Below are 20,609 nucleotides of genomic sequence, written 5' to 3' on the forward strand. Positions count from 1 at the left end.
GAAACGGAATAACCGATGTTATTCCGTTATCCTTTAAAAATGTCCTTAAGGGCAACGTTTGGTTTGGAGCTAACGTCAATGAAAAAATGGGCTACTTTATTAGCTGGTAGTGCATGTGCGCTTTCACTGTTATCTGCGCAAGCAGTAGCAGAGGATAAAGAACTGGTATTCATGAACTGGGGACCGTACATTAACAGCGGTATTCTAGAGCAGTTTACTGCGGAAACCGGTATCAAAGTAATCTATTCAACTTACGAGTCGAATGAAACCTTATATGCGAAGCTGAAGACTCACAACGAAGGTTACGACCTTGTTGTTCCTTCAACTTACTTCGTATCTAAAATGCGCGACGAAGGTATGATTCAGAAGATTGATAAGTCAAAACTTACCAACTTCAAGAATTTGGATACTAACTATCTAAACAAGCCTTTCGATCCAAATAACGACTACTCTATTCCACACGTTGTTGCTATTACAGGTCTTGCGGTGAATACAGATATGTATGATCCAAACGACTTCCAAAGCTGGGGCGACCTATGGAAACCCGAGCTTAAAGGCCAACTAATGCTGATGGATGATACTCGAGAAGTATTCCATATTGCACTTCGTAAACTAGGTTACTCAGGTAACACTACAGACGAAAAACAAATTGATGAAGCATACGCTGAGCTACAAAAACTAATGCCAAACGTATTAGTATTTAACTCAGACAACCCTGCTGACCCTTACCTAGCTGGTGAAGTAGGTCTGGGTATGCTTTGGAACGGTTCTGCAGCTGCAGCACAAAAAGAAGGTCTACCTCTTAAACTTGTATTCCCTAAAGAAGGTGGTATCGGTTGGGTTGACAACTTTGCTATCGCAGCTGGTGCGAAGAACATCGATGCAGCACACAAGATGATCGACTTCTTACTACGTCCAGAAATCGCAGAGCAAATCTCTAACGACACTGGTTACCTAACTGCTGTTGCTCAGTCTAACGAAAAATTCAAAGACGTAGCTCCACTATTCCCTTCTCAAGAAGATCTTGACCGTGTGGAATGGCAAGCTGCTGTTGGCGACAAAACAGTGAAGTACGAAGACTACTTCATGAAGCTTAAAGCGGGTCAATAACCCAGCAAAAAGAACTAAATAGGCAGCTTTCGCTGCCTATTTTTTTTCGAGCTGTTATACTGTTTTTCCTTTTTGAAACGCGTTTGCCTAGGCAAGCTCTTGCACAAACATGGAAAAGTAATGAAAAGTAAACTGTATGCTGGCGCTCTTTGTGCTGCGACTCTATTCACTACCAATGCAATGGCTAATGACCAGGAACTTTATTTCTACAACTGGTCAGAATATATTCCAAGCGAAGTACTAGAAGACTTTACCAAGGAAACAGGTATTAAGGTCATCTACTCTACATACGAATCGAACGAGAGTATGTACGCTAAGTTAAAAACACAAGGTACGGGTTACGACTTAGTTGTCCCTTCAACGTATTTCGTTTCTAAAATGCGTAAGGAAGGCATGCTTCTTGAGATTGATAAGTCGAAACTATCTAATTTTGCAGGTTTGGATTCTAACTACTTAAATAAACCTTTTGATCCAAATAACAGCTACTCAATTCCTTACATTTGGGGCGCGACAGGTATCGGTATCAACACGGATATGCTGGATAAATCAAACATCCATAACTGGGCTGATTTGTGGGACGCCAAATGGGAAGGACAACTGATGATGATGGACGACTCTCGAGAAGTCTTCCATATCGCTCTGGTTAAGCTGGGATACTCACCAAATACAACCGACCCTAAAGAAATCGAAGCAGCCTACGAAGAACTGAAAAAGCTAATGCCAAATGTGTTGGTATTTAACTCAGACTTCCCTGCTAACCCTTACTTAGCAGGTGAAGTATCGCTAGGCATGCTGTGGAATGGTTCTGCATACATGGCTCGTGAAGAAGGCGCAAACATCGATATTATTTGGCCAGAGAAAGGTGCAATCTTCTGGATGGACAGCTTAGCGATTCCTGCTGGTGCAGCGAACATCGAAGCAGCTCATAAAATGATCGACTTCCTGCTTCGTCCGGACAACGCAGCGAAAATTGCAGTAGAAATTGGTTACCCAACACCAGTTAAAGCGGCGTATAAGCTACTTCCTGAAGAGTTTGCGAACGATCCAAGCATCTTCCCTCCGCAAGAAATTATGGACAGCGGTGAGTGGCAAGACGAAGTTGGTGACGCAAGCGTTCTGTACGAAGAATACTTCCAGAAACTTAAAGTCGATAAGTAATCGAACAAAGTATGAATTGAAAAAGCGGCTTTTAGCCGCTTTTTTTTACCGTAATCATTTTAGGAACAAGGAAACTTAAGAGTGACTTGCTAGTGATTACCAAACTTGAAATCGGGTTGTTGAAGTTCGAGAATTTCTTCAACCAAACGCGGGACTTCAACACTCGCTTTTCCGTAACGTTTTTCTGCAAACTCACTCTCTACCGCGCTAGGCTCCAAATTTATCTCAATCGTGTGTGCTCCGTGCATCTTCGCGTCGTGTACAAAACCTGCAGCTGGATAAACTACGCCAGAAGTGCCAATCGAAATAAACAAGTCTGCTTCTTCTAATGCCGAGTAGATGTCCCCCATTCGCAGAGGCATTTCACCAAACCAAACGATATGTGGACGCATCTGCGCAGGTATTTGACAACAATGGCAGAGGTCACCAGTCAACAAATCGCCCTTTTGTTCTATGGTTTGATTAGAGACGCTGCAACGCGCTTTAAGCAACTCACCGTGCATATGAATAATGTTTTGGCTTCCACCGCGCTCATGCAGGTTGTCGATGTTCTGAGTAATGATGGTGACTTTGCCATCAAGCTCTTTTTCCAGCTGACCTAAAGCAATATGTGCCGGATTAGGTTGAATGGCATCAGACTGAAGTTTACGGCGGCGCTGGTTATAAAAGTCCTGAACCAAATCTGGGTCTTTAGCAAAACCTTCTGGCGTAGCAACATCTTCGATTCGATGATTTTCCCAAAGTCCATCTTGAGCTCGAAAGGTCTGAATACCCGATTCCGCAGAGATTCCAGCGCCTGTTAGCACAACAACATTGCGATACGGAAATTTCATACAACATCCTTATTCTGAATAGCTTTTGGCTAGATTAACACTGAAGCAAACTCATCTGTAGTTTTCGCCGTTAGACAATAGTCTTAATTTTAGTACTTATTACTTGTTATGTGATTCAGAAAAGCAAAGAGCAGACCATTGGCCTGCTCTTGTTTAACGCTCGAATACTAAAATAAAGCGAGAAGTTATTCTTCGTTGACTGAAGAAATTTTGTGTACAGCCAAGTCAGCGCCGATAAACTCGTCTTCTTCGGATAGACGCAGCCCTGTCAGAGCGTTAAGCGCTCCATAAACCACGAATGCACCAACCAGAGCAACAAGGATACCCAACACAGTACCCATCACTTGAACAGCAATGCTAACGCCGCCTAAGCCACCTAGAGCCGTTTGACCGAAGATACCTGCTGCAATGCCACCCCAAGCACCACACACACCATGTAACGGCCAAACACCTAGTACGTCATCAAGCTTGGTTTTGTTTTGAAGTTGTGTGAATAACCATACGAATAGCGCACCAGCAACAACGCCTGTCACTAACGCACCAAGCGGGTGCATGATATCAGAACCCGCACACACGGCGACGAGTCCAGCCAAAGGTCCGTTATGAATGAAGCCTGGGTCGTTTTTGCCAACTACAAGCGAAGCTAGGATACCGCCAACCATCGCCATCAACGAGTTCATCGCCACAAGGCCGCTAATGCCCGCTATCGCTTGTGCAGACATGACGTTGAAACCAAACCAGCCAACACACAAAATCCATGCGCCTAGCGCCAAAAATGGAATGTTTGAAGGTGCAAAGTTGGTATGTTTACCTGCGCGAATACGACCTTTACGCATTCCTAGGAAGTACACGGCAACCAGTGCAATCCAACCGCCGACGCTGTGTACAACAACCGAACCGGCAAAATCATGGAAACCTGCGCCAAAACGATTTTCGAATGCTTCTTGAATTCCATAATTGCCGTTCCAGATGATCCCTTCAAAGAAAGGATAAACCAGACCAACAGTGAAAAACGTAGCAATGAGAACCGGATAAAAACGCGCACGTTCCGCAATACCACCCGAAACAATTGCAGGGATAGCGGCGGCAAACGTCAGTAGGAAGAAGAACTTAACTAACTCGTAGCCATTGCTTTGAGCCAATGTTTCAGCGTCAGCAAAGAAGTTAGCACCATAGGCAATCCAGTAACCAATAAAGAAGTAAGCGATAGTTGATACACCAAAGTCCGCTAGAATTTTTACTAATGCGTTAACCTGGTTTTTCTTACGCACTGTCCCTACTTCCAAAAATGCGAACCCTGAATGCATTAAAAACACCATAATGGCGCCAAGCAGCAAAAATAAAGTATCTGAACTTTGGGTCAGGGCTTGTACAGCTCCATAAACCTGACTTTCGGTTTGAGTCATTCTCGTTACACTCCATGCAGAATAAAAAAGCGCACCAACTAGGTGCCAAATGTTTTGCAATTCACAATATTGGTGAATTTATTATGTTTGTGCCCAGCATGAGCAAGATGTATTCCAGTTTGTAACTACAACAACAACTAAATTATTAACTATCTGATTATTAATAATATTGGTTTTAAAAACGGGAATGGCCGAATGATGAACAATCGGATTTCTGCCAATAAATAGCACCACATTGGTACGCGTGAACCAATTTAGTGCGCCCTGTAATTGTTCAGTACTTATACTTCCGATTAATTCCTTTTTTCATACCAATAAAAAATATTTATTAAAAATCCCTCTTGAAGTCGTTATCTCAGACCTTATTTATTTTATCGAAACGAGTTTAGTGACTCGTGTGTAATCAATAGTTTTAATCTGTCTTTTATTTTCTGTACTAAGTAGGAGGCATCTCAACATGCATATTCGCCCTTTGAATGACAAGTTACTTGTAGAAAGGCAAGTAATGGAAAACAAATCTGAAGGTGGAATTGTACTTACTTCCCAGTCCGCTAAAAAATCTAACCGAGGCAAAGTCATTGCTGTGGGTTTAGGAAAACGTTTAGACAATGGCGATCATGCCGCCATGGAAGTGAAAGTTGGAGATCAAATCATATTCAATGACGGTTACGGCGTAAAAAACGAAAAAATAGACGGTAGAGAATATGTGATTCTCTCAGAGTCTGATGTGTTGGCAATTGTTGAATAAAGATTTGGTTGTTTTTAAGGAGTTAAATCATGGCTGCAAAAGAAGTTCTATTTGCAAATGAAGCACGTCAAAAAATGCTTAAAGGTGTAAACCTACTGGCTGATGCGGTTAAAGTCACCTTAGGTCCAAAAGGACGCAATGTTGTTCTAGATAAGTCGTACGGCGCCCCAACAATTACAAAAGATGGTGTTTCTGTCGCAAAAGAAATTGAACTCAAAGATAAGTTCGAAAATATGGGCGCCCAAATGGTCAAGCAAGTTGCTTCAAAAGCCAATGATGAGGCGGGCGATGGTACCACCACTGCGACAGTATTAGCACAAGCGTTTATTAACGAGGGGCTAAAAGCTGTTGCTGCGGGAATGAACCCTATGGACTTGAAACGCGGTATCGACAAAGCAACAGAAGCTGCGATTGCTAAGCTACGTGAAATATCGAAACCGTGTACAGACAAAGAGTCAATTACTCACGTAGGCAGCATATCAGCAAATAGTGATCGTGCTATTGGTGAAATCATTGCCGAAGCGATGGAAAAAGTGGGCCGTAATGGCGTAATTACCGTTGAAGAAGGTCAAGGATTAAGTAATGAATTATCTGTGGTTGAAGGTATGCAGTTCGACCGTGGGTATTTATCACCTTACTTTGTTACCAATCAGGAGAAAGGTTCTGTAGAACTCGATAACCCTTACATTTTATTGGTAGATAAGAAAGTCAGTAGCATCCGCGAACTATTGCCGGTATTGGAAGCGGTTGCTCAAGCATCTCGCTCTCTGTTGATCATCGCTGAAGATATTGAAGGCGAAGCTCTGGCTACATTAGTTGTGAACAACATGCGCGGTATTGTCCGAGCTACTGCCGTTAAAGCGCCAGGCTTTGGTGATAATAGAAAGGCGATGATGGAAGATATTGCTGTACTCACTGCTGGTACGGTTATTTCTGAAGAAATCGGGCTTGAGTTAGAAAAAGTAACCTTAGAACAATTAGGTTCGGCGAAGAAAGTTACTATAACCAAAGATACAACCACTATCGTTGGTGGCGCGGCGGAAGCTAGTGCTATAGCAGATCGTGTTGCGACAATTGAAAATCAGATTGAAACAACAACGTCTCAGTACGACAAAGACAAGTTGCTACAACGCATTGCTAAACTTTCTGGTGGTGTAGCGGTGATCAAAATTGGTGCGGCTACCGAAGTTGAAATGAAAGAGAAAAAAGATCGCGTCGATGATGCTTTACACGCGACTCGCGCTGCTGTGGAAGAAGGTATCGTGGCCGGTGGTGGTGTTGCATTAACGAAGATCGCCAAAGAACTTTCAGAGCTCACTGGTGACAACGACGACCAGAACGTAGGTATTCGTGTTGCTATTCGCGCGATGGAAGAGCCACTACGCCAGATTGCTATCAACGCTGGTGACGAAGCATCTGTGGTTGCAAACGCAGTGAAAAGCGGCGATGAAAACTACGGATACAACGCTGCGAGTGGACAATATGGCAACATGATAGAAATGGGTATTTTGGACCCAACCAAAGTTACCCGTTCAGCGTTGCAGTACGCAGCTTCTGTTGCAGGGTTGATGATCACTACGGAAGCAATGGTGTCCGATTACGTCGAAGACAAAAATCAGGATAGCTAACCAACAGGTTGTGATTCCAACGACTATCTAAACTTTAGCGGGCTCATCGTAGCCCGCTTTTTAGGCATATTGGAGGAGAGCTTCATGAAGCAATTACCCGCTTTTTCTTTTTCCATTTCTGAGTCTTTAAGCAGAACTCCGTCTGCAGAATGGCCTGCTACTTTTCAATTTCCAAACGTAAAATTCGGGCCGGAATTTTCGGTAACAAAATCATTTCAACAAAAGCCAACCGTCGTCGTTTTGACAATAGACTTTTCTCAGGTATTGAGTAACGTTCATCGTGAGAGAGTGATTCATTGAATGAAATCAGGCGACCAATGTTATCTTGGCCGCCTGTAACACTATATCAATGGCACTATAAGCGATTGAGATTTTTTATAGGTTTGGCCCTTTAGAGGGCGCATGAGGAATATTGTTTTTCAACTGCTGCATCCCTTTAACCATTCGCACAAACCAAAGTGAAATGGCAAACAGAGCAATTAATGCTCCGACATAGGGAATTGCGCCACCTACGGTCGTTAACCATGAATGTGCGTACCAGTAACGGTTAACGCCCATGATCAGCCCGTTGGTAGTGGCGACAGTGACAATCAGTACCACAAAGAAAGTTAAAAAGAGGAAGAAGTTGCGGATCAAACCGTAGTAATGAGAGTTTGCGACTTCCCCATCCTCGTTTTTATCCAGACGATATCCGGCATAAATAATGCCGATAACGCCGGAGATTAAACAGGTAAACGGTGTTAATAGGTTAGCGATGTAAACGAACCACACTGACTTGTTATCCGAAGCTTGCATAGTATTAGCGCTTGTCATGCATTGGCTCCCCCATTGGTGGAGATTGAGTGTCGTTGGAAACGGCGTCCGCTTCTTCAATTTCTCCTTTGGCTTTCATTTCGTCATACCATAAATCGTGATGCTCTTTAGCCCAAGTTTCATCAACTTTACCTGTCACCATGCCTTCCAACGCACCTTCCATACCAAACAAACCAATATAGATATGGAACACGAAACCACAGATTAAAATCAATGCCGAGAACATGTGGACAAGGTTAGACATCTCCATGTCGCGACGAGTTTGACCAAAGATAGGGAAATCAAGGAACAAACCACTCACAGCAGCGAAGGCACCAAACACAATCAACAACCAGTAAACCGCTTTTTCACCAGCATTTGAGAAGCCTGCTGATGGATGTGTACCTTTATGCTTACCGACCATTCCACCCAGTTTCATTGCCCATTGAACATCCACTTTAGTGAACAGCGATTTACGCCACCACTTCAGCAGGATAAACACCAGCAACACAAAGAACAGAGGCCCTACATAGTTGTGATACTGTTTTGCGGCGAAAACGATAAAACCCCATAAGTCAGTTGGGATGTAAGGTTTCAAAAAATGCTTTCCGTAAACCAGCATCAAACCACTGAATGCTAAAGTTAAGAATGTAAACGCCATAGACCAATGCAGCGCCCTATCTAGTCGCGACCAGCGATTTAACTTTCTCCCCGTTCTAGGTTTGCTCAACATGATTGGGCCAACAATCACATACGCCAGAATAACCAAAGCAATACTTCCGAAAATCGCGACTGCACCCGCAGGAGACATCCATTTTTCTTTCAAAATAAACCACGTTTCGCCCGGTTTACTGATCAGAACACCATGCTCAGGAGACTGAGAGGTGGTATATCCAGACACACCTTGACGAACTTGTCGCCAGTAATCAGCACCAGCAAGTTGGCTCATTTCACTCTGCGCAACATCTGCCTTGCCATTTACGGCTTTGCCACCTTCTTCTGCAAACGCAGGCGCAAAAGCCAAGCACAGCAGTGCTGCCAGTAAAGGCAGCACTCGACCAGCAGCGCGAACAATTAAATTTCGCATAGGCTACTAGCTCCTTGTTGCGTCATAAGAAAGATCTTCACCATTGGTCCAGCCAGCACCTTTTGCGCCACGTTCAACAACACGTTGACGGAAGATATCTGACACTGTCTCAGCATCCCCTGCCATAAGCGCTTTGGTTGAACACAGTGAAGCACACATTGGAAGTTTGCCTTCCGCAATACGGTTCGCACCGTATTTTTTACGCTCTTCTTCAGAACCCACTTCCGTTTCAGGACCACCCGCACAGAAAGTACATTTGTCCATTTTTCCACGCTCACCAAATGCAGTTTGCTTAGGAAATTGTGGTGCACCAAATGGGCAAGCGAACAGACAGTAGCCACAACCGATACAAAGATCTTTATTGTGCAGAACAATACCGTCTTCCGTGTGTACGAAACAATCTGCTGGGCAAACTGCCATACACGGTGCATCGGTACAGTGCATACACGCAACCGAGATCGAGTTTTCACCCGGCTCACCATCGTTAAGTGTTACAACGCGTCGACGTTGGATTCCCCACTCTAATGCGTCGTCGTTTTCGTTTTTACATGCAGTCACACAGCCGTTGCATTCGATGCAGCGCTTGGTGTCACATAGGAATTTCATTCTAGCCATCGCGGTGCTCCTTACGCTTTACGGATGTTACATAGTGTGACTTTCGTTTCTTGCATCTGAGTCGTTGGATCGTAACCGTAAGTGGTTGCAATGTTCGCTGACTCGCCAACAACATATGGCTGAGTACCTTCTGGGTACCTGCCTCTTAGGTCTTCACCTTGGAACTTCCCACCGAAGTGGAACGGAATGAATGCCATTCCCGGACGTACACGACGAGTAACCATAGCTTTAACGTGAATGCGTCCTTTCTCCGCGCCTTCAACCCATACCATATCGCCATCTTTGAAGCCTAAATCGTTGGCATCTTTAGGGTTGACCTCAACAAACATCTCTTGTTGAAGCTCAGCTAGCCATGGGTTTGAACGTGTCTCATCACCGCCACCTTCATACTCAACCAAACGACCAGACGTGAGAATGATTGGATATTCTTTCGACTTATCCTGATCCTGAATAGATTTATAAAGGGTTGGCAGACGATAGATAGACTCTGCATCGTTCCAAGTCGGATAATCCGCAATCAAATCTCTGCGCGGTGTGTATAAAGGCTCACGGTGAAGCGGCACACGGTCTGGGAACTCCCATACAATGGTACGCGCTTTGGCGTTACCAAACGGAATACAGCCATGCTTGATTGCCACACGCTGAATGCCGCCAGACAGATCGGTTTTCCAGTTTTTACCTTCCGCTTCTGCTTTCTCTTCAGGGGTAAGATCATCCCACCAACCAAGATGTTGCAGTAGCTTAGCGCTAAACTCTGGGTATCCGTCTTCGATCTCACTTCCTTTTGAGAAGCTATCTTCAGCAAGTAGGTTCTTACCTTCGAACTCGACACCGTAACGAGCACGGAAATTGCCGCCACCTTCTGCAACAGTTTTGGACGTGTCATAAAGAATGTGAGTGCCCGGGTGTTTCATCTCAGGCGTACCCCAACATGGCCAAGGCAAGCCATAGGTTTCACCGTTTACTGGTCCACCCTCTGCTGAAAGTGTTGTTTTGTGGAATGTGTGCCAGTTTTGTTGATGCGCTTTCAAGCGTTCCGGACTTTGTCCTGTATATCCAACCGTCCACATCCCTTTATTAAATTCACGAGTGATGTCTTCGATGACGGGTTGATTATTTTCGACTTTAATATGCTTAAACAACTGATCAGCGAAGCCAAGTTTGCTTGAAAGCAAATACATGATTTCGTGGTCTGGTTTTGAATCAAACAATGGTTCAATGACTTGGTCACGCCACTGAATAGATCGGTTAGATGCCGTCACACTGCCGTAAGTTTCAAACTGAGTGGTTGCTGGAAGCAGATAAACACCATCAGTACGGTCGTTCATCACCGCAGCGACTGTTGGATATGGGTCGACAATGACCATCATGTCCAATTTCTGCATCGCTTTTCTCATTTCAACGCCACGAGTTTGCGAGTTTACAGCATGGCCCCAGTAGAACATGGCGCGAATGTTGTCGTTCTGCTCGATATTAGATTTGTCTTCGAGCACGCCATCAATCCAACGCGATACAGGAATACCCATATTGTTCATTGGCTTGTGACCACGATACTCTTTCTGGTCGAATCGATTTTTAATCCACTCGAAATCGACATCCCACACGCGAGCCCAATGTTTCCAAGAACCATCAAGTAAGCCGTAGTAACCCGGTAGAGTATGAGAAAGTACGCCTAAGTCCGTTGCGCCTTGAACGTTATCGTGACCACGGAAGATATTTGCACCGCCGCCAGATTTACCTAGGTTTCCAAGTGCCAATTCAAGTACACAGTATGCGCGAGTGTTGTTGTTACCAGTGGTGTGCTGAGTACCACCCATACACCAGACCACACAACCGGGACGGTTTTCAGACAACAATTTCGCCGTGTGATATACGTCTTCTTCGCTCACACCTGTAACGCGCTCAACCTCTTTAGGGTTCCATTTCGCCACTTCAGCGCGAATTTCATCCATACCGAATACACGCTGACGAATGAACTCTTTATCTTCCCACTGGTTATTAAATATGTGCCATAGCAAACCCCAGATAAATGCCACGTCAGTACCTGGGCGCAAAGCGACGAAATGATCCGCTTTTGCCGCAGTACGGGTACGTCTTGGGTCAGCGACAACAATCTTACAGTTGTTCTTCTCTTTGGCGATTAAGATATGTTGCATCGCAACTGGGTGAGCTTCAGCAGGGTTCGAGCCAATGAACAGAATCGATTTGCTGTTATGCATATCGTTAAAAGAGTTGGTCATTGCCCCGTAGCCCCATGTGTTTGCTACACCGGCTACTGTTGTCGAGTGACAAATACGCGCTTGGTGGTCAACGTTATTGGTACCCCATAGCGAAGCCATTTTTCTGAACAGATACGCTTGTTCGTTGCTGTGTTTCGCACTGCCAAGCCAGTAAACAGAATCAGGGCCTGACTCTTCACGAATTTTCAGAACATTGTCGCCGATTTCGTTAATGGCTTGATCCCATGAGATCTTTTTCCATTTTCCGTTTTCGAGTTTCATCGGGTATTTCAGACGACGCTCCCCATGACCGTGTTCACGAAGAGCTGCACCTTTAGCACAGTGTCCACCAGCGTTAAATGGGTGGTCAAATGCGGGTTCCTGACCTGTCCATACGCCATTTTGAACTTCAGCGTAGATACCACAACCCACAGAACAGTGAGAACAGATGGTGCGCTTCACTTCAGTTTTGGCATTGCGATCAACTTCTTCCGCTTGTGCCTTTTTGATCATTCCCGGAGCAAATAGACTTGCACCGACAACCGCACCACCAGCAGCTAATGAGCTGTTTTTCATGAAGGCACGACGGCTAATCCCGAGCTGATTCTTTTCTTTTGTTACGTTATCAGAACGTTTAGTTAGTCTCATCTGCGAGCTCCTATAGCGTGTCGTAGTAATCACGAATGTGTTGTGTCTCGTGATAACCTTCTTTTTTATTTGTAGGTACATTCAAAGACGGTTCTTGTGCACTGACACTTTGAGAAACTGTTGCGCCTACAGCGCCAGCAACCGCGGCAGTTCCAAGTCCTTTGAGCAGGTCACGTCTGCTTTTATCGATGTCTTGTTGTTGTTTTTTCATCATTGCTTCCTTATCTCGTCCCTATTGTTGCCAACAAGGTAAGTCTGAAAGCGCCTTATGCGCTTATTCAGTCAGGTTCTTTACTTCTATTTTGTGAGTATTACGTTTACTTACCTTCGCCTCGGTAAATGACACATTTTCTAACGACAAAAATGCACGCATTAACTTGGCAACTGCATGGTAATAACGGGTGTGTTGCGCTTCGGTAATTTGTACGGCAAGACGTTCATACCAAGGCGCTAAATGACGATTGAAAAATGATTGTTGAACGGATTCTGGCTGTTCGCACAAATACGCCATGGTTTCGCAAAGAGCTGAAATATGATCTTCAGGCTCTTTCACATTTTCACTTCGCTCTAAACCTAGCTGGCTTAAATGTGTGCGAATTTCCGCTAGCGGTTTTTCCATTAGCGATCCAGTTAAATGCCAAGATGCAAAAGGTACGATTTCACCGCGACCAATACCGATGAACAGTTCTTGGTACTCATCTTCCAGTTGCTCAACATTGGTATTCTTAGACGCATGAACGATTTCAGACCAAGCCTGAGCCATAGGCGTACCGTTGTCTTCAAACTCTAACTCAGAGAGAAAATCGAGCAGTTCTTTGCTAGGCGCTTGGCGAAATAGCGTCGCCAATAACAGATAGATATCTGAACGCATTGATTGTGCCTGTTCCATTTCCTTCTCCTAATATCTCAGCTGTTGTTCTGGGTCGTTAGCCATAGACTCAAATACATCAATCACACGGCAGTCTTCACACATAGCAATACGGTTCAAAGCTTCAGCAGTAGCAAAATGCGAGTGACCTTGTAACTTATTCTGCAACATAGTGATCATAGATTGAGGTGCGAATGGCTTATGGCAACGCAGACATTTCGCTGGTTCTTCCTGATGGAGCGTGATCGCCGATTGACGAGCTGCTTTATCCCAGTTCATTTGCTTAACACTTGTTAGAGCATTTTCAGGACAAGCTTTGATACACAAGCCACATTGAACGCAGTCCTGTTCAACAAACTTAATCCCCGGAATATCACCTTCATGATGAAGCGCTCTTGTTGGACACACTGCAACGCATCCCATACATAAAGTACAGTCTTTGGTTGAACACTCTATCGTCCCGTAAACGGAAGAGGCTTCTAATGGCTGCGCCACTTTCTCGATGTTGAATTGTTCGGCAAGTGCATCAAGCGAGGTAAATAGACGGGAACGCTTGTTCCCTTCTAATTCACCTAAACGTAATTGAAGATCGTCGGTGATTAGGTTCGGAGCGCCTTCGCGAAGTGATTCTAAATAGAGGATGTTTATTGTCTCTTTCGCTAGGCCTAACTGAGAAAGCAATGTTTGAGCGGTTGCGACTTCTTGTTCCAGAATACGTTGAATGGTTTTCGGCATTCGGCGACTGGCAGCAAAAAGAACTTGAGTCGCTCCATTGGTTAATGCGGCAAACCAAGTATCAATACCGATGGATGGCAGTTCATCGACCGTCACTGGAATAACGTTTTCGGGTAGTGCCTTTAACGCCATCAGGTTATACGTCTCGTGTTCTGAGCTACAAATCAAAACGACCGGTTTTTCTCCGCCCGCTTGAAAGTAGTTTTTAAGCAAACGTTCGATAAACTTTTGTGTCTCTTTAGGTGTGGGTAATGCGTAATGAATAGCTTCGGTAGGACAAGCGGTGGCACAAGTTCCGACGCCTTGGCATAGATAAGGGTTAATCTCAATTCTATGACCTGTTTTGTCTGAACCTTCGCTTGATAAAGCGCCAGCAGGACAGGCATCCACACAACGTTCACAGCCTTTTACACCGCGTGAACTGTGCGCGCATAAATCGGTATCAAGTCGGAAATATTTTGGTTTATCAAAAGTGCCGACCAAATTTGGGATTTGCTCAAGTGCGTCAGCCAGTTTTGGATAGCCTCGCCCTACAGGGAAATACCCCGGAACAGGAACTTCTTCCGTCATGACGCCATTCAGAGACATATCAAGGATGATATCGAACGAATCTTTTCCTATAGCGACTTTTGAAAGACTTGTTGTGACACCATGGTTTTGTACCAGCACATCAAAACTGCCGAGGTATCCACTAATTTGAACGCTATCTGCAAAATAGATATTGGCTTCTTTGCCCTTTTCTCCATCAATGGAGAGCAAAGAGACAGATTGAACTTGAGGTAATTGTTCTGCGATACGCTCAATCAGACTGGTAGGCCCAATAATCAGAGTATCGCCAGAGGACTCATAACTCACCGTGGGAGGAATGAGGTTAGATAATTCGACGGTATTTTCAATGGCAGAGTACCGCGCGATTCCATTTTGCGAAGTCGATTGTTGTAAGTATTGTTTTAGCATTTGCTCGCTTCCAGTGTTTATCCACACACTTTTTATCTGGATATGAACCTACATTAGCAAATAGCGTTCCAAGAAAACTTTTCAATATTTACAACAAGATACAAGGATAACACTAAGCTAATTAAGGGCATTATTATCTTGTGGGACAATTTGTCCCAACTGCTAACTTACCGTTTAGTCAAAATGTACCTATGATTTATATGGTATTTTTTGTCTCACCTTCTAAATCAGAGAGTTCAATGTGGGTCTCTAATGCTGTTTCTTCCGTTTGCTCACCCTCTTCCACCTCACTATGCTGCGCAAGCAGTTCGGGTTGTTCAGACTCAAACTGTTCCTGTTGCTCAGGGTTTTCGGTCGACTCTTTCAACCATCCTCGCAATGTTTTTGCAATTTCCGGTGACAGAGGTTTGAGGGCACTGAAGTCCTGAGCGTAGTCGTTCATTCTGCACACTTCACTAAACTCGCCGCCGAAAAATAGCTTACGTAGTGCGGCTTTTTTAATGTCTTTATCGGCTTCCGAAGTCAGTAAGGAAGCAAGTGATTGAGGCTCGCTACCCTCTTGTAATGCTTCAACATCTGAAGATAGGTTTTCGTCTGATCTGTCCTCGCTTGTTAGGTCAATGGCAGTATCAGTGTTAATTGAATCAGCTTCCAATCCTGGCTTCGCGTCTTCTACCTGAGCGTCTTTCTCTCCCTCAAGCTTACGTTTTGACCAGCGCGTTAAGAATGAATCATTGACCACTAGACCTCCCCGCGCCTTTACGCTTCTTACCACGCACTTCTAACAGTTCGCCGTGTCGGCCGATAAAAGCTTCCATCCAAGCTTGCACAGGCAAAGGCATGTCATTCGACAACACCAAATACTCTCCATCCATATATTGACCTGCGACACTTTGCGAGGCGATTAAGCGGATGATTTTTGGTGCTTCGCCATCTTCTGGCTGTTCTAAAATCAAAAACAATTTTGGACTTTGGGAGCTGAGATTAAAGCGATAGTCTGTACGCTCGTCTCGATATAGCTCCAGCATTGCAACATGCTGTGAGTTCTCATCTACGGTTAGATCAAAGCCAAGTAACTGCCATTGGGTTGTTACCCACATTCCGGCAGTAATCTCATGTTCTTTTAAGCGACAGCTTATAGGCCAACTGTTTTCGGTTTTTGCCATCGTTTGTTTAGCTACAAGAGGTTGAGCTTGTATTTGTTTTTCTGACATAAGAAACCTAATCAATTCTTGTTTTAGTATATGTTGTTAGTGTTATTTAAGGTGACACAAAGCAAATATTGAGCCATTGACTCAAGCCTAGTTGGAAATTTGCGAATGTCATGGGTTAAATGTCGCATTAATTTGCGGTTAAATGATGAAAATGTCCTAATCGACGCAATTAACAAAGCAATGGAATGAAACTTGCTGTTTCGTTGTTCTCCGATCACTCCATCAGGAATCTCACGTGGCACAACCTAAAATCATAAAAACCAGTGAAAACCCATTTCAAACTATCGAAGTTGATGTTTTTGACGAATATGGTGAGCGCTTAACTAAATCTATCGCCTGTGAGCGCCCGTTAACAGTAATGCTTAACTGGAAAGAGATAGTCACCTTGATGACATTAGGATCTCGCCCTGAAGCCCTTGTCTTAGGCTATCTGAAGAACCAAAGTTTTCTTAACGATCCTGAAGCACTTGAGTCAGTTATTATTGACTGGGAAACCAATACTGCCGCCATTGTCACCAAAGAATCGCTAGAACATTTAGAACCTGCATTAAAGAAAAAGACCGTTACTTCGGGTTGTGGTCAGGGAACTATGTACGGCAACGTCATGAAGCAGTTAGAAGGTTACAAAGTTCCTCAAACTGAAATTAAACAGTCTGAAATTTACGACGCGCTCGAAGCACTCACCCATCACAATGATACTTACAAAGCAGCAGGAGCTGTTCATGGCTGTGCTGTTTGCCAAGGCAACTCTGTGCTCTCTTTTGTCGAAGATGTTGGTCGTCATAACGCTGTTGATACTTTGGCGGGTGAAATGTGGCTTCAAGGTGAAAGCGGTGATGACAAGATTTTCTACACCACCGGAAGATTAACCTCAGAGATGGTCATCAAAGTTGCTCAAATGGGCATACCTGTTTTGTTATCTCGTTCTGGGGTGACACAAATGGGATTAGAGCTTGCTCATCAGTTTGGTATTACCACTATTGCTCGAGCGAAAGGACGTCGTTTTCAGGTCTACAGTGGCGTTGAGAAAATAGAATTTGATGTTAAAGGTCATTTGGCCGATGAATCCGAATAATGGATTCAATTACTCAACAAATGACTCATTCAAAAAAGTAAAAACTCTTTATACAACCTTACATACAAGGGCGTATCAGATTTGATACTGCGTTATTTTGATTGCATTTTTTAGTCTGGATATCTGTATCTAAAACCGGATATTCGAACTACACTATTTTATGAAATCAATGGCTTACTTTAACGATAACGCATATGCAAAATTTGTTACGTCTTTTTCTGATGTTTTGGCTAGTGAGTGGACAAGCAGCCCATGCCGAATGGGATGTGAATAATATCAACACAATACCAACAGCGAACAACAGTGCTTTAGAAATCGAGCAGCAGATAAAAAAACTGCCAGACTCATTGTTCATGACCCCAAATGAATATCTTGAGGTCTCTAGACTGTTGCATTCAACCCTCTCTCTTCAATCGAATAACATTAATGATTTCTCACAGGCTTTAGTTGCCTACCGCAATCAAGATGATGACTTCAATTGGTTTAATTTGGAGCAACGCTATCTCACTCAGGTGAGCTTAACCCATTCAAAGCAACAATTGCTTCGTTTGGCGGATGAACATACGAGTGCAGAAGTTACCGGATTTGGCCCTACTGGCGTTCTTCAGTTCAAGCAGGAATGGAAAGTGGCTCAACTGAGCGCCGAATACCTGTTTTATTTCCAGATACGCAGTTTTCAATCCCTTATCGACGATTTGCTGATCTCCCCTGTACCTTTTATTTGGTCAGTGTGTAAGGTACTGTTTATCTACTTTTTATTGGTGTGGTGGCTAAGACACAGCAAGCGACTCATTGAACTGTTTCGTAACACCTATTTAAAAGATAAATCAGAACCTTCGCTTTGGGCACGTATTGTCTGGTACGCCAGCAAGGCAAACAAAGCAATAGCGTGGCTGATTGCGATAACTTTCTCACTGCAAGTACTCGCGGAAATTAAGAGTTTGCAGCACCTCGTCTATCTCGAAATTTTTATTTGGTGGATCTGGGGCGGTTCTATCGCCGTCAGCTTGATTCTGGAATTTACCTACAGAACCAGTCATACCTCGAATAAGGCGCTAATGGCGTTAAGGCTCAGCACTATTCGTCGCATTGTTTGGACGGTGATCATTACGGGTGTGATTCTCCAGCTTTCTATGCGCACATTGGGTAAAGGAACCATCTATTACTGGATTCTCAATACCATGTATGCTTGGTTCTTTGTCATGATAGTGTCGGTGCTAAACCTGTGGCGTGAACGAATTTTCGCTTATGCGGAAAAGGCTTCAGACAGACCACTTTGGGTCAACTGGACCATCAGTAAGAAAGATGCGTTCGCCGTCAGAGTGTTCGCCACCACCATAACCTTAGCGTGGCTGTTAATGCATACGTTGCAATACCGACTTATTGCAGCGCTTTCAAACTACACCTTCTTCAGTCAAGCCCTTGCTTATCTGTTTAGAATCGAAGTAGCTAAACAAAATGAAAATATTTCTTCTGACCATAACCACGTCCGTATCAAAGGTGATGAAGCTTTTGAGTACATTCTACCGGGGTCTATGGATAGCGAACTGATTGATTATGCCGCTGACGAAATAAAGCAGTTGTCGCGCTACCTGCTGACCGACAGTCCGGCAATCTGCGTTGTAACGGGTGAACGAGGTATCGGCACCACAACTTTACTTTATACCTTGCTGCATAAGGTAAAGAACGCTGAACCTTTGTACCTGAGCTGTCCGTATTCAGGCTACACAGAACTGCTTGAACTGCTTGCATTAAGCCTAGGTTTAGAAGCGGAGTCATCCGAGATTCAAATTCTTTCCCATTTACGTAAGAGTGAACAAACCTATCTGATTGCAATAGATAACGCTCAACGTTTGGTAAAACCTATGGTCGGTGGATTAAACAGTTTAATGAAACTCACCAACCTACTTCGTCGCTCTAAGAAAAATCATCGTGTGATTATGGCCATCGAGAAGTCGAACTGGCGCTTCGTCGACAGAGCGCGTGGCGAACGCTTGTTGTTTGACTGGGTTACGGTTCTTCCTCGCTGGAATGAGAAGCAGATGGTAAAACTGCTTGATAGCCGGATTAACCGAGAGATTGAATCACCTGTCAGTTTTGAAGGGCTTGTTGTACCCCGTCAATGGGATCAGGACGATTCCAGCGATGACGAACGCGCGAAACAAGGTTTTTACCGTATTCTTTGGCACTATTCCGACGGGAACCCTACGGTTGCGTTGCGTTTCTTCCGCCGCTCTTTGAACCGCAATAAAGAAACTGGAGTGGTTAATGTCAATTTGTTCCATGTTCCTGACTCACAAGATCTGGAACAGATGCCTAAGCCTATGCTGGCGGTTCTACGTTCTATTGTGCAGCTTGAGGTGGCTTCTAGTGAAGAGTTGTCTAAGTGTACTCAGCTAAGTATTGCTGAAGTCATTGGTATCGTGCGTTATTTTCAAAGTCGCGGATATTTGGAATGGGCAGAAGATAAGGCTCGTGTTTCTGATCACTGGTATCGCACGATTACCAACGTTCTTGATCGCCAACATCTACTGGTGAAATAAACAATGAAGAAAAGTATGACTCACATGTATTCACGTTTTATTGCTTTGCTCTTACTCGGTCTTGCATTACCCAGTTATGCGACCGAAGAGTCTGTCAGCGCGGAGAGCTTTCAACAGATCGCCAGCTTAGTTCGATGGAGCGGCGTATTCTTCTCTATTCTGATCATTGCGGGTACTTGGCTGCTGCTTAAGTTTATGAGTTCACTCGTTGAGACGATTGGTAGTCAGTTCGCGCAATATCGAATGTTGCTACAAAAGCTTCAGTCGTTTCTCCAGTTCTTTATTTACATGGGGGCTGGTGTGGTGGTGTTTGTCCTAAGTTTCAGGATCAACGACCATATTTTAGCTTTAATCGGCGGTACGTTAGCGGTGTCTGTGGGCTTTGCTTTAAAAGACTTGGCAGCATCGTTTATCGCAGGCATGACGGTTATGATTGACCGCCCGTTTCAAGTTGGTGACCGCGTCACATTTGAGGGGCATTATGGCGACATCATCACTATTGGTTTGCGTTCAGTTCGTATGCGTACTCTCTCAGACGACATTATTACCATCCCAAATAACAAGTTCTTAAACGAAGTGGCCGTCAGTGGTAACTATGGTGCTCTTGATATGCAGGTGGTGATTCCATTTTATGTCGGTATGGATGAGGACATCGTTCTAGCGCGCAATCTTATCCAAGAGGCCGCCTCTTCCAGTCGCTACATTCATTTACCCAAGCCTGTCACTGTATTGGTGAAGCAGACCATTACAGATAACTATTTGGCGGTTCAGTTAACCTGTAAAGCTTATGTGGTCGATACGGCGTATGAGAAGTTGTTTGAGACAGACATTACTTTGCGGGTCATGGATGAGTTCAAACAACACGGGATTAAACCACCCAAGATTGCGATTCACGCACAATAGACCTGAAATGCTAGTTTTAGACTGATAACAAAATGCCTCGGAATCGAGGCATTTTGCTTTTCTGCGTTAT

19 protein-coding genes are annotated in these 20,609 nt (G+C 44.2%); 8 read left to right on the plus strand and 11 right to left on the minus strand.

Going from position 1 to position 20,609, the window contains the following annotated elements:
* The first annotated feature begins 78 nt into the window (after nt 1–78).
* Nucleotides 79–1,110 carry an extracellular solute-binding protein gene (locus HKI82_RS10380; protein ID WP_102942038.1) on the plus strand — a complete coding sequence of 344 codons (1,032 nt, stop codon included), beginning with the start codon at nt 79–81 and terminating at the stop codon, nt 1,108–1,110.
* A 120-nt stretch (nt 1,111–1,230) separates the two neighbouring features.
* Nucleotides 1,231–2,268 carry an extracellular solute-binding protein gene (locus HKI82_RS10385; RefSeq protein WP_102942037.1) on the plus strand — a complete coding sequence of 346 codons (1,038 nt, stop codon included), beginning with the start codon at nt 1,231–1,233 and terminating at the stop codon, nt 2,266–2,268.
* A gap of 89 nt (nt 2,269–2,357) precedes the next feature.
* Here HKI82_RS10385 and cobB read toward each other — a convergent pair whose 3' ends face one another.
* On the minus strand, nt 2,358–3,101 hold the full coding sequence (gene cobB / locus HKI82_RS10390) for a Sir2 family NAD+-dependent deacetylase (protein WP_171137930.1): 744 nt from the start codon (nt 3,099–3,101) through the stop codon (nt 2,358–2,360).
* Nucleotides 3,102–3,286: 185 nt separating this feature from the next.
* Nucleotides 3,287–4,507, minus strand: a complete 1,221-nt coding sequence (locus HKI82_RS10395; protein WP_171137931.1) for an ammonium transporter — start codon at nt 4,505–4,507, stop codon at nt 3,287–3,289.
* A 457-nt stretch (nt 4,508–4,964) separates the two neighbouring features.
* Between HKI82_RS10395 and HKI82_RS10400 the strand changes: the two genes are divergently transcribed.
* From HKI82_RS10400 to HKI82_RS10410, 3 genes are all read left to right on the plus strand, one after another.
* The gene (locus tag HKI82_RS10400; protein ID WP_102942034.1) at nt 4,965–5,255 is read left to right on the plus strand and encodes a co-chaperone GroES; all 291 of its coding nucleotides are present in this window, start codon (nt 4,965–4,967) and stop codon (nt 5,253–5,255) included.
* A 29-nt stretch (nt 5,256–5,284) separates the two neighbouring features.
* Nucleotides 5,285–6,883, plus strand: a complete 1,599-nt coding sequence (groL, locus tag HKI82_RS10405) for a chaperonin GroEL (protein ID WP_102942033.1) — start codon at nt 5,285–5,287, stop codon at nt 6,881–6,883.
* Between the two features lie 84 nt (nt 6,884–6,967).
* A complete protein-coding gene (locus tag HKI82_RS10410) occupies nt 6,968–7,183 on the plus strand; it encodes a hypothetical protein (protein WP_171137932.1) in 216 nt (71 codons plus the stop codon).
* 75 nt (nt 7,184–7,258) lie between these two features.
* On the opposite strand, the gene HKI82_RS10415 is transcribed toward HKI82_RS10410, so the two are convergent.
* The 9 genes from HKI82_RS10415 to HKI82_RS10455 form a co-directional block, all read right to left on the minus strand.
* Nucleotides 7,259–7,678: a hypothetical protein gene (locus tag HKI82_RS10415; protein ID WP_171138014.1), complete on the minus strand. Its 420-nt coding sequence runs from the start codon at nt 7,676–7,678 to the stop codon at nt 7,259–7,261.
* Between the two features lie 4 nt (nt 7,679–7,682).
* A complete protein-coding gene (locus tag HKI82_RS10420; RefSeq protein ID WP_171137933.1) occupies nt 7,683–8,762 on the minus strand; it encodes a formate dehydrogenase subunit gamma in 1,080 nt (359 codons plus the stop codon).
* Between the two features lie 6 nt (nt 8,763–8,768).
* Nucleotides 8,769–9,377 (minus strand): formate dehydrogenase FDH3 subunit beta, encoded by a 609-nt coding sequence (gene fdh3B, locus HKI82_RS10425; RefSeq protein WP_042482336.1) that lies wholly within the window; start codon nt 9,375–9,377, stop codon nt 8,769–8,771.
* An 11-nt stretch (nt 9,378–9,388) separates the two neighbouring features.
* Nucleotides 9,389–12,244 (minus strand): formate dehydrogenase subunit alpha, encoded by a 2,856-nt coding sequence (locus HKI82_RS10430; protein ID WP_171137934.1) that lies wholly within the window; start codon nt 12,242–12,244, stop codon nt 9,389–9,391.
* Between the two features lie 10 nt (nt 12,245–12,254).
* Nucleotides 12,255–12,455, minus strand: coding sequence for a twin-arginine translocation signal domain-containing protein (locus HKI82_RS10435; RefSeq protein ID WP_171137935.1), 201 nt, complete (start codon nt 12,453–12,455; stop codon nt 12,255–12,257).
* Nucleotides 12,456–12,518: 63 nt separating this feature from the next.
* Nucleotides 12,519–13,133 carry a TorD/DmsD family molecular chaperone gene (locus tag HKI82_RS10440; RefSeq protein ID WP_171137936.1) on the minus strand — a complete coding sequence of 205 codons (615 nt, stop codon included), beginning with the start codon at nt 13,131–13,133 and terminating at the stop codon, nt 12,519–12,521.
* A gap of 9 nt (nt 13,134–13,142) precedes the next feature.
* Nucleotides 13,143–14,804: a 4Fe-4S binding protein gene (locus tag HKI82_RS10445; protein WP_171137937.1), complete on the minus strand. Its 1,662-nt coding sequence runs from the start codon at nt 14,802–14,804 to the stop codon at nt 13,143–13,145.
* A gap of 196 nt (nt 14,805–15,000) precedes the next feature.
* Nucleotides 15,001–15,546, minus strand: a complete 546-nt coding sequence (locus HKI82_RS10450; RefSeq protein ID WP_171137938.1) for a DUF3306 domain-containing protein — start codon at nt 15,544–15,546, stop codon at nt 15,001–15,003.
* Entirely contained in the window at nt 15,536–15,970 is a 435-nt protein-coding gene (locus tag HKI82_RS10455) for a DUF3305 domain-containing protein (RefSeq protein WP_171138015.1), read from the minus strand. Before HKI82_RS10455 ends, HKI82_RS10450 begins: the two co-directional genes overlap by 11 nt.
* Nucleotides 15,971–16,253: 283 nt before the next feature.
* Here HKI82_RS10455 and fdhD point away from each other — a divergent pair, with 283 nt between their 5' ends.
* From fdhD to HKI82_RS10470, 3 genes are all read left to right on the plus strand, one after another.
* Nucleotides 16,254–17,093 (plus strand): formate dehydrogenase accessory sulfurtransferase FdhD, encoded by an 840-nt coding sequence (gene fdhD, locus HKI82_RS10460; RefSeq protein WP_171137939.1) that lies wholly within the window; start codon nt 16,254–16,256, stop codon nt 17,091–17,093.
* A 194-nt stretch (nt 17,094–17,287) separates the two neighbouring features.
* The gene (locus tag HKI82_RS10465) at nt 17,288–19,636 is read left to right on the plus strand and encodes an AAA family ATPase (RefSeq protein ID WP_171137940.1); all 2,349 of its coding nucleotides are present in this window, start codon (nt 17,288–17,290) and stop codon (nt 19,634–19,636) included.
* Between the two features lie 24 nt (nt 19,637–19,660).
* Complete coding sequence (locus HKI82_RS10470) at nt 19,661–20,539, plus strand: mechanosensitive ion channel family protein (protein WP_390632438.1); 879 nt, start codon at nt 19,661–19,663, stop codon at nt 20,537–20,539.
* Nucleotides 20,540–20,609: the final 70 nt, after the last annotated feature.

The sequence above is a fragment of the Vibrio plantisponsor genome, from assembly GCF_013041605.1.
Taxonomy (GTDB): domain Bacteria; phylum Pseudomonadota; class Gammaproteobacteria; order Enterobacterales; family Vibrionaceae; genus Vibrio; species Vibrio plantisponsor.

Bases quoted from the DNA above. Each gene is read 5' to 3' on its own strand.
- HKI82_RS10380 (WP_102942038.1), top strand. From the start codon at position 79: ATGAAAAAATGGGCTACTTTATTAGCTGGTAGTGCATGTGCGCTTTCA.
- HKI82_RS10385 (WP_102942037.1), top strand. From the start codon at position 1,231: ATGAAAAGTAAACTGTATGCTGGCGCTCTTTGTGCTGCGACTCTATTC.
- cobB (WP_171137930.1), bottom strand. From the start codon at position 3,101: ATGAAATTTCCGTATCGCAATGTTGTTGTGCTAACAGGCGCTGGAATC.
- HKI82_RS10395 (WP_171137931.1), bottom strand. From the start codon at position 4,507: ATGACTCAAACCGAAAGTCAGGTTTATGGAGCTGTACAAGCCCTGACC.
- HKI82_RS10400 (WP_102942034.1), top strand. From the start codon at position 4,965: ATGCATATTCGCCCTTTGAATGACAAGTTACTTGTAGAAAGGCAAGTA.
- groL (WP_102942033.1), top strand. From the start codon at position 5,285: ATGGCTGCAAAAGAAGTTCTATTTGCAAATGAAGCACGTCAAAAAATG.
- HKI82_RS10410 (WP_171137932.1), top strand. From the start codon at position 6,968: ATGAAGCAATTACCCGCTTTTTCTTTTTCCATTTCTGAGTCTTTAAGC.
- HKI82_RS10415 (WP_171138014.1), bottom strand. From the start codon at position 7,678: ATGCAAGCTTCGGATAACAAGTCAGTGTGGTTCGTTTACATCGCTAAC.
- HKI82_RS10420 (WP_171137933.1), bottom strand. From the start codon at position 8,762: ATGCGAAATTTAATTGTTCGCGCTGCTGGTCGAGTGCTGCCTTTACTG.
- fdh3B (WP_042482336.1), bottom strand. From the start codon at position 9,377: ATGGCTAGAATGAAATTCCTATGTGACACCAAGCGCTGCATCGAATGC.
- HKI82_RS10430 (WP_171137934.1), bottom strand. From the start codon at position 12,244: ATGAGACTAACTAAACGTTCTGATAACGTAACAAAAGAAAAGAATCAG.
- HKI82_RS10435 (WP_171137935.1), bottom strand. From the start codon at position 12,455: ATGAAAAAACAACAACAAGACATCGATAAAAGCAGACGTGACCTGCTC.
- HKI82_RS10440 (WP_171137936.1), bottom strand. From the start codon at position 13,133: ATGGAACAGGCACAATCAATGCGTTCAGATATCTATCTGTTATTGGCG.
- HKI82_RS10445 (WP_171137937.1), bottom strand. From the start codon at position 14,804: ATGCTAAAACAATACTTACAACAATCGACTTCGCAAAATGGAATCGCG.
- HKI82_RS10455 (WP_171138015.1), bottom strand. From the start codon at position 15,970: ATGGCAAAAACCGAAAACAGTTGGCCTATAAGCTGTCGCTTAAAAGAA.
- HKI82_RS10465 (WP_171137940.1), top strand. From the start codon at position 17,288: ATGCAAAATTTGTTACGTCTTTTTCTGATGTTTTGGCTAGTGAGTGGA.
- HKI82_RS10470 (WP_390632438.1), top strand. From the start codon at position 19,661: ATGTATTCACGTTTTATTGCTTTGCTCTTACTCGGTCTTGCATTACCC.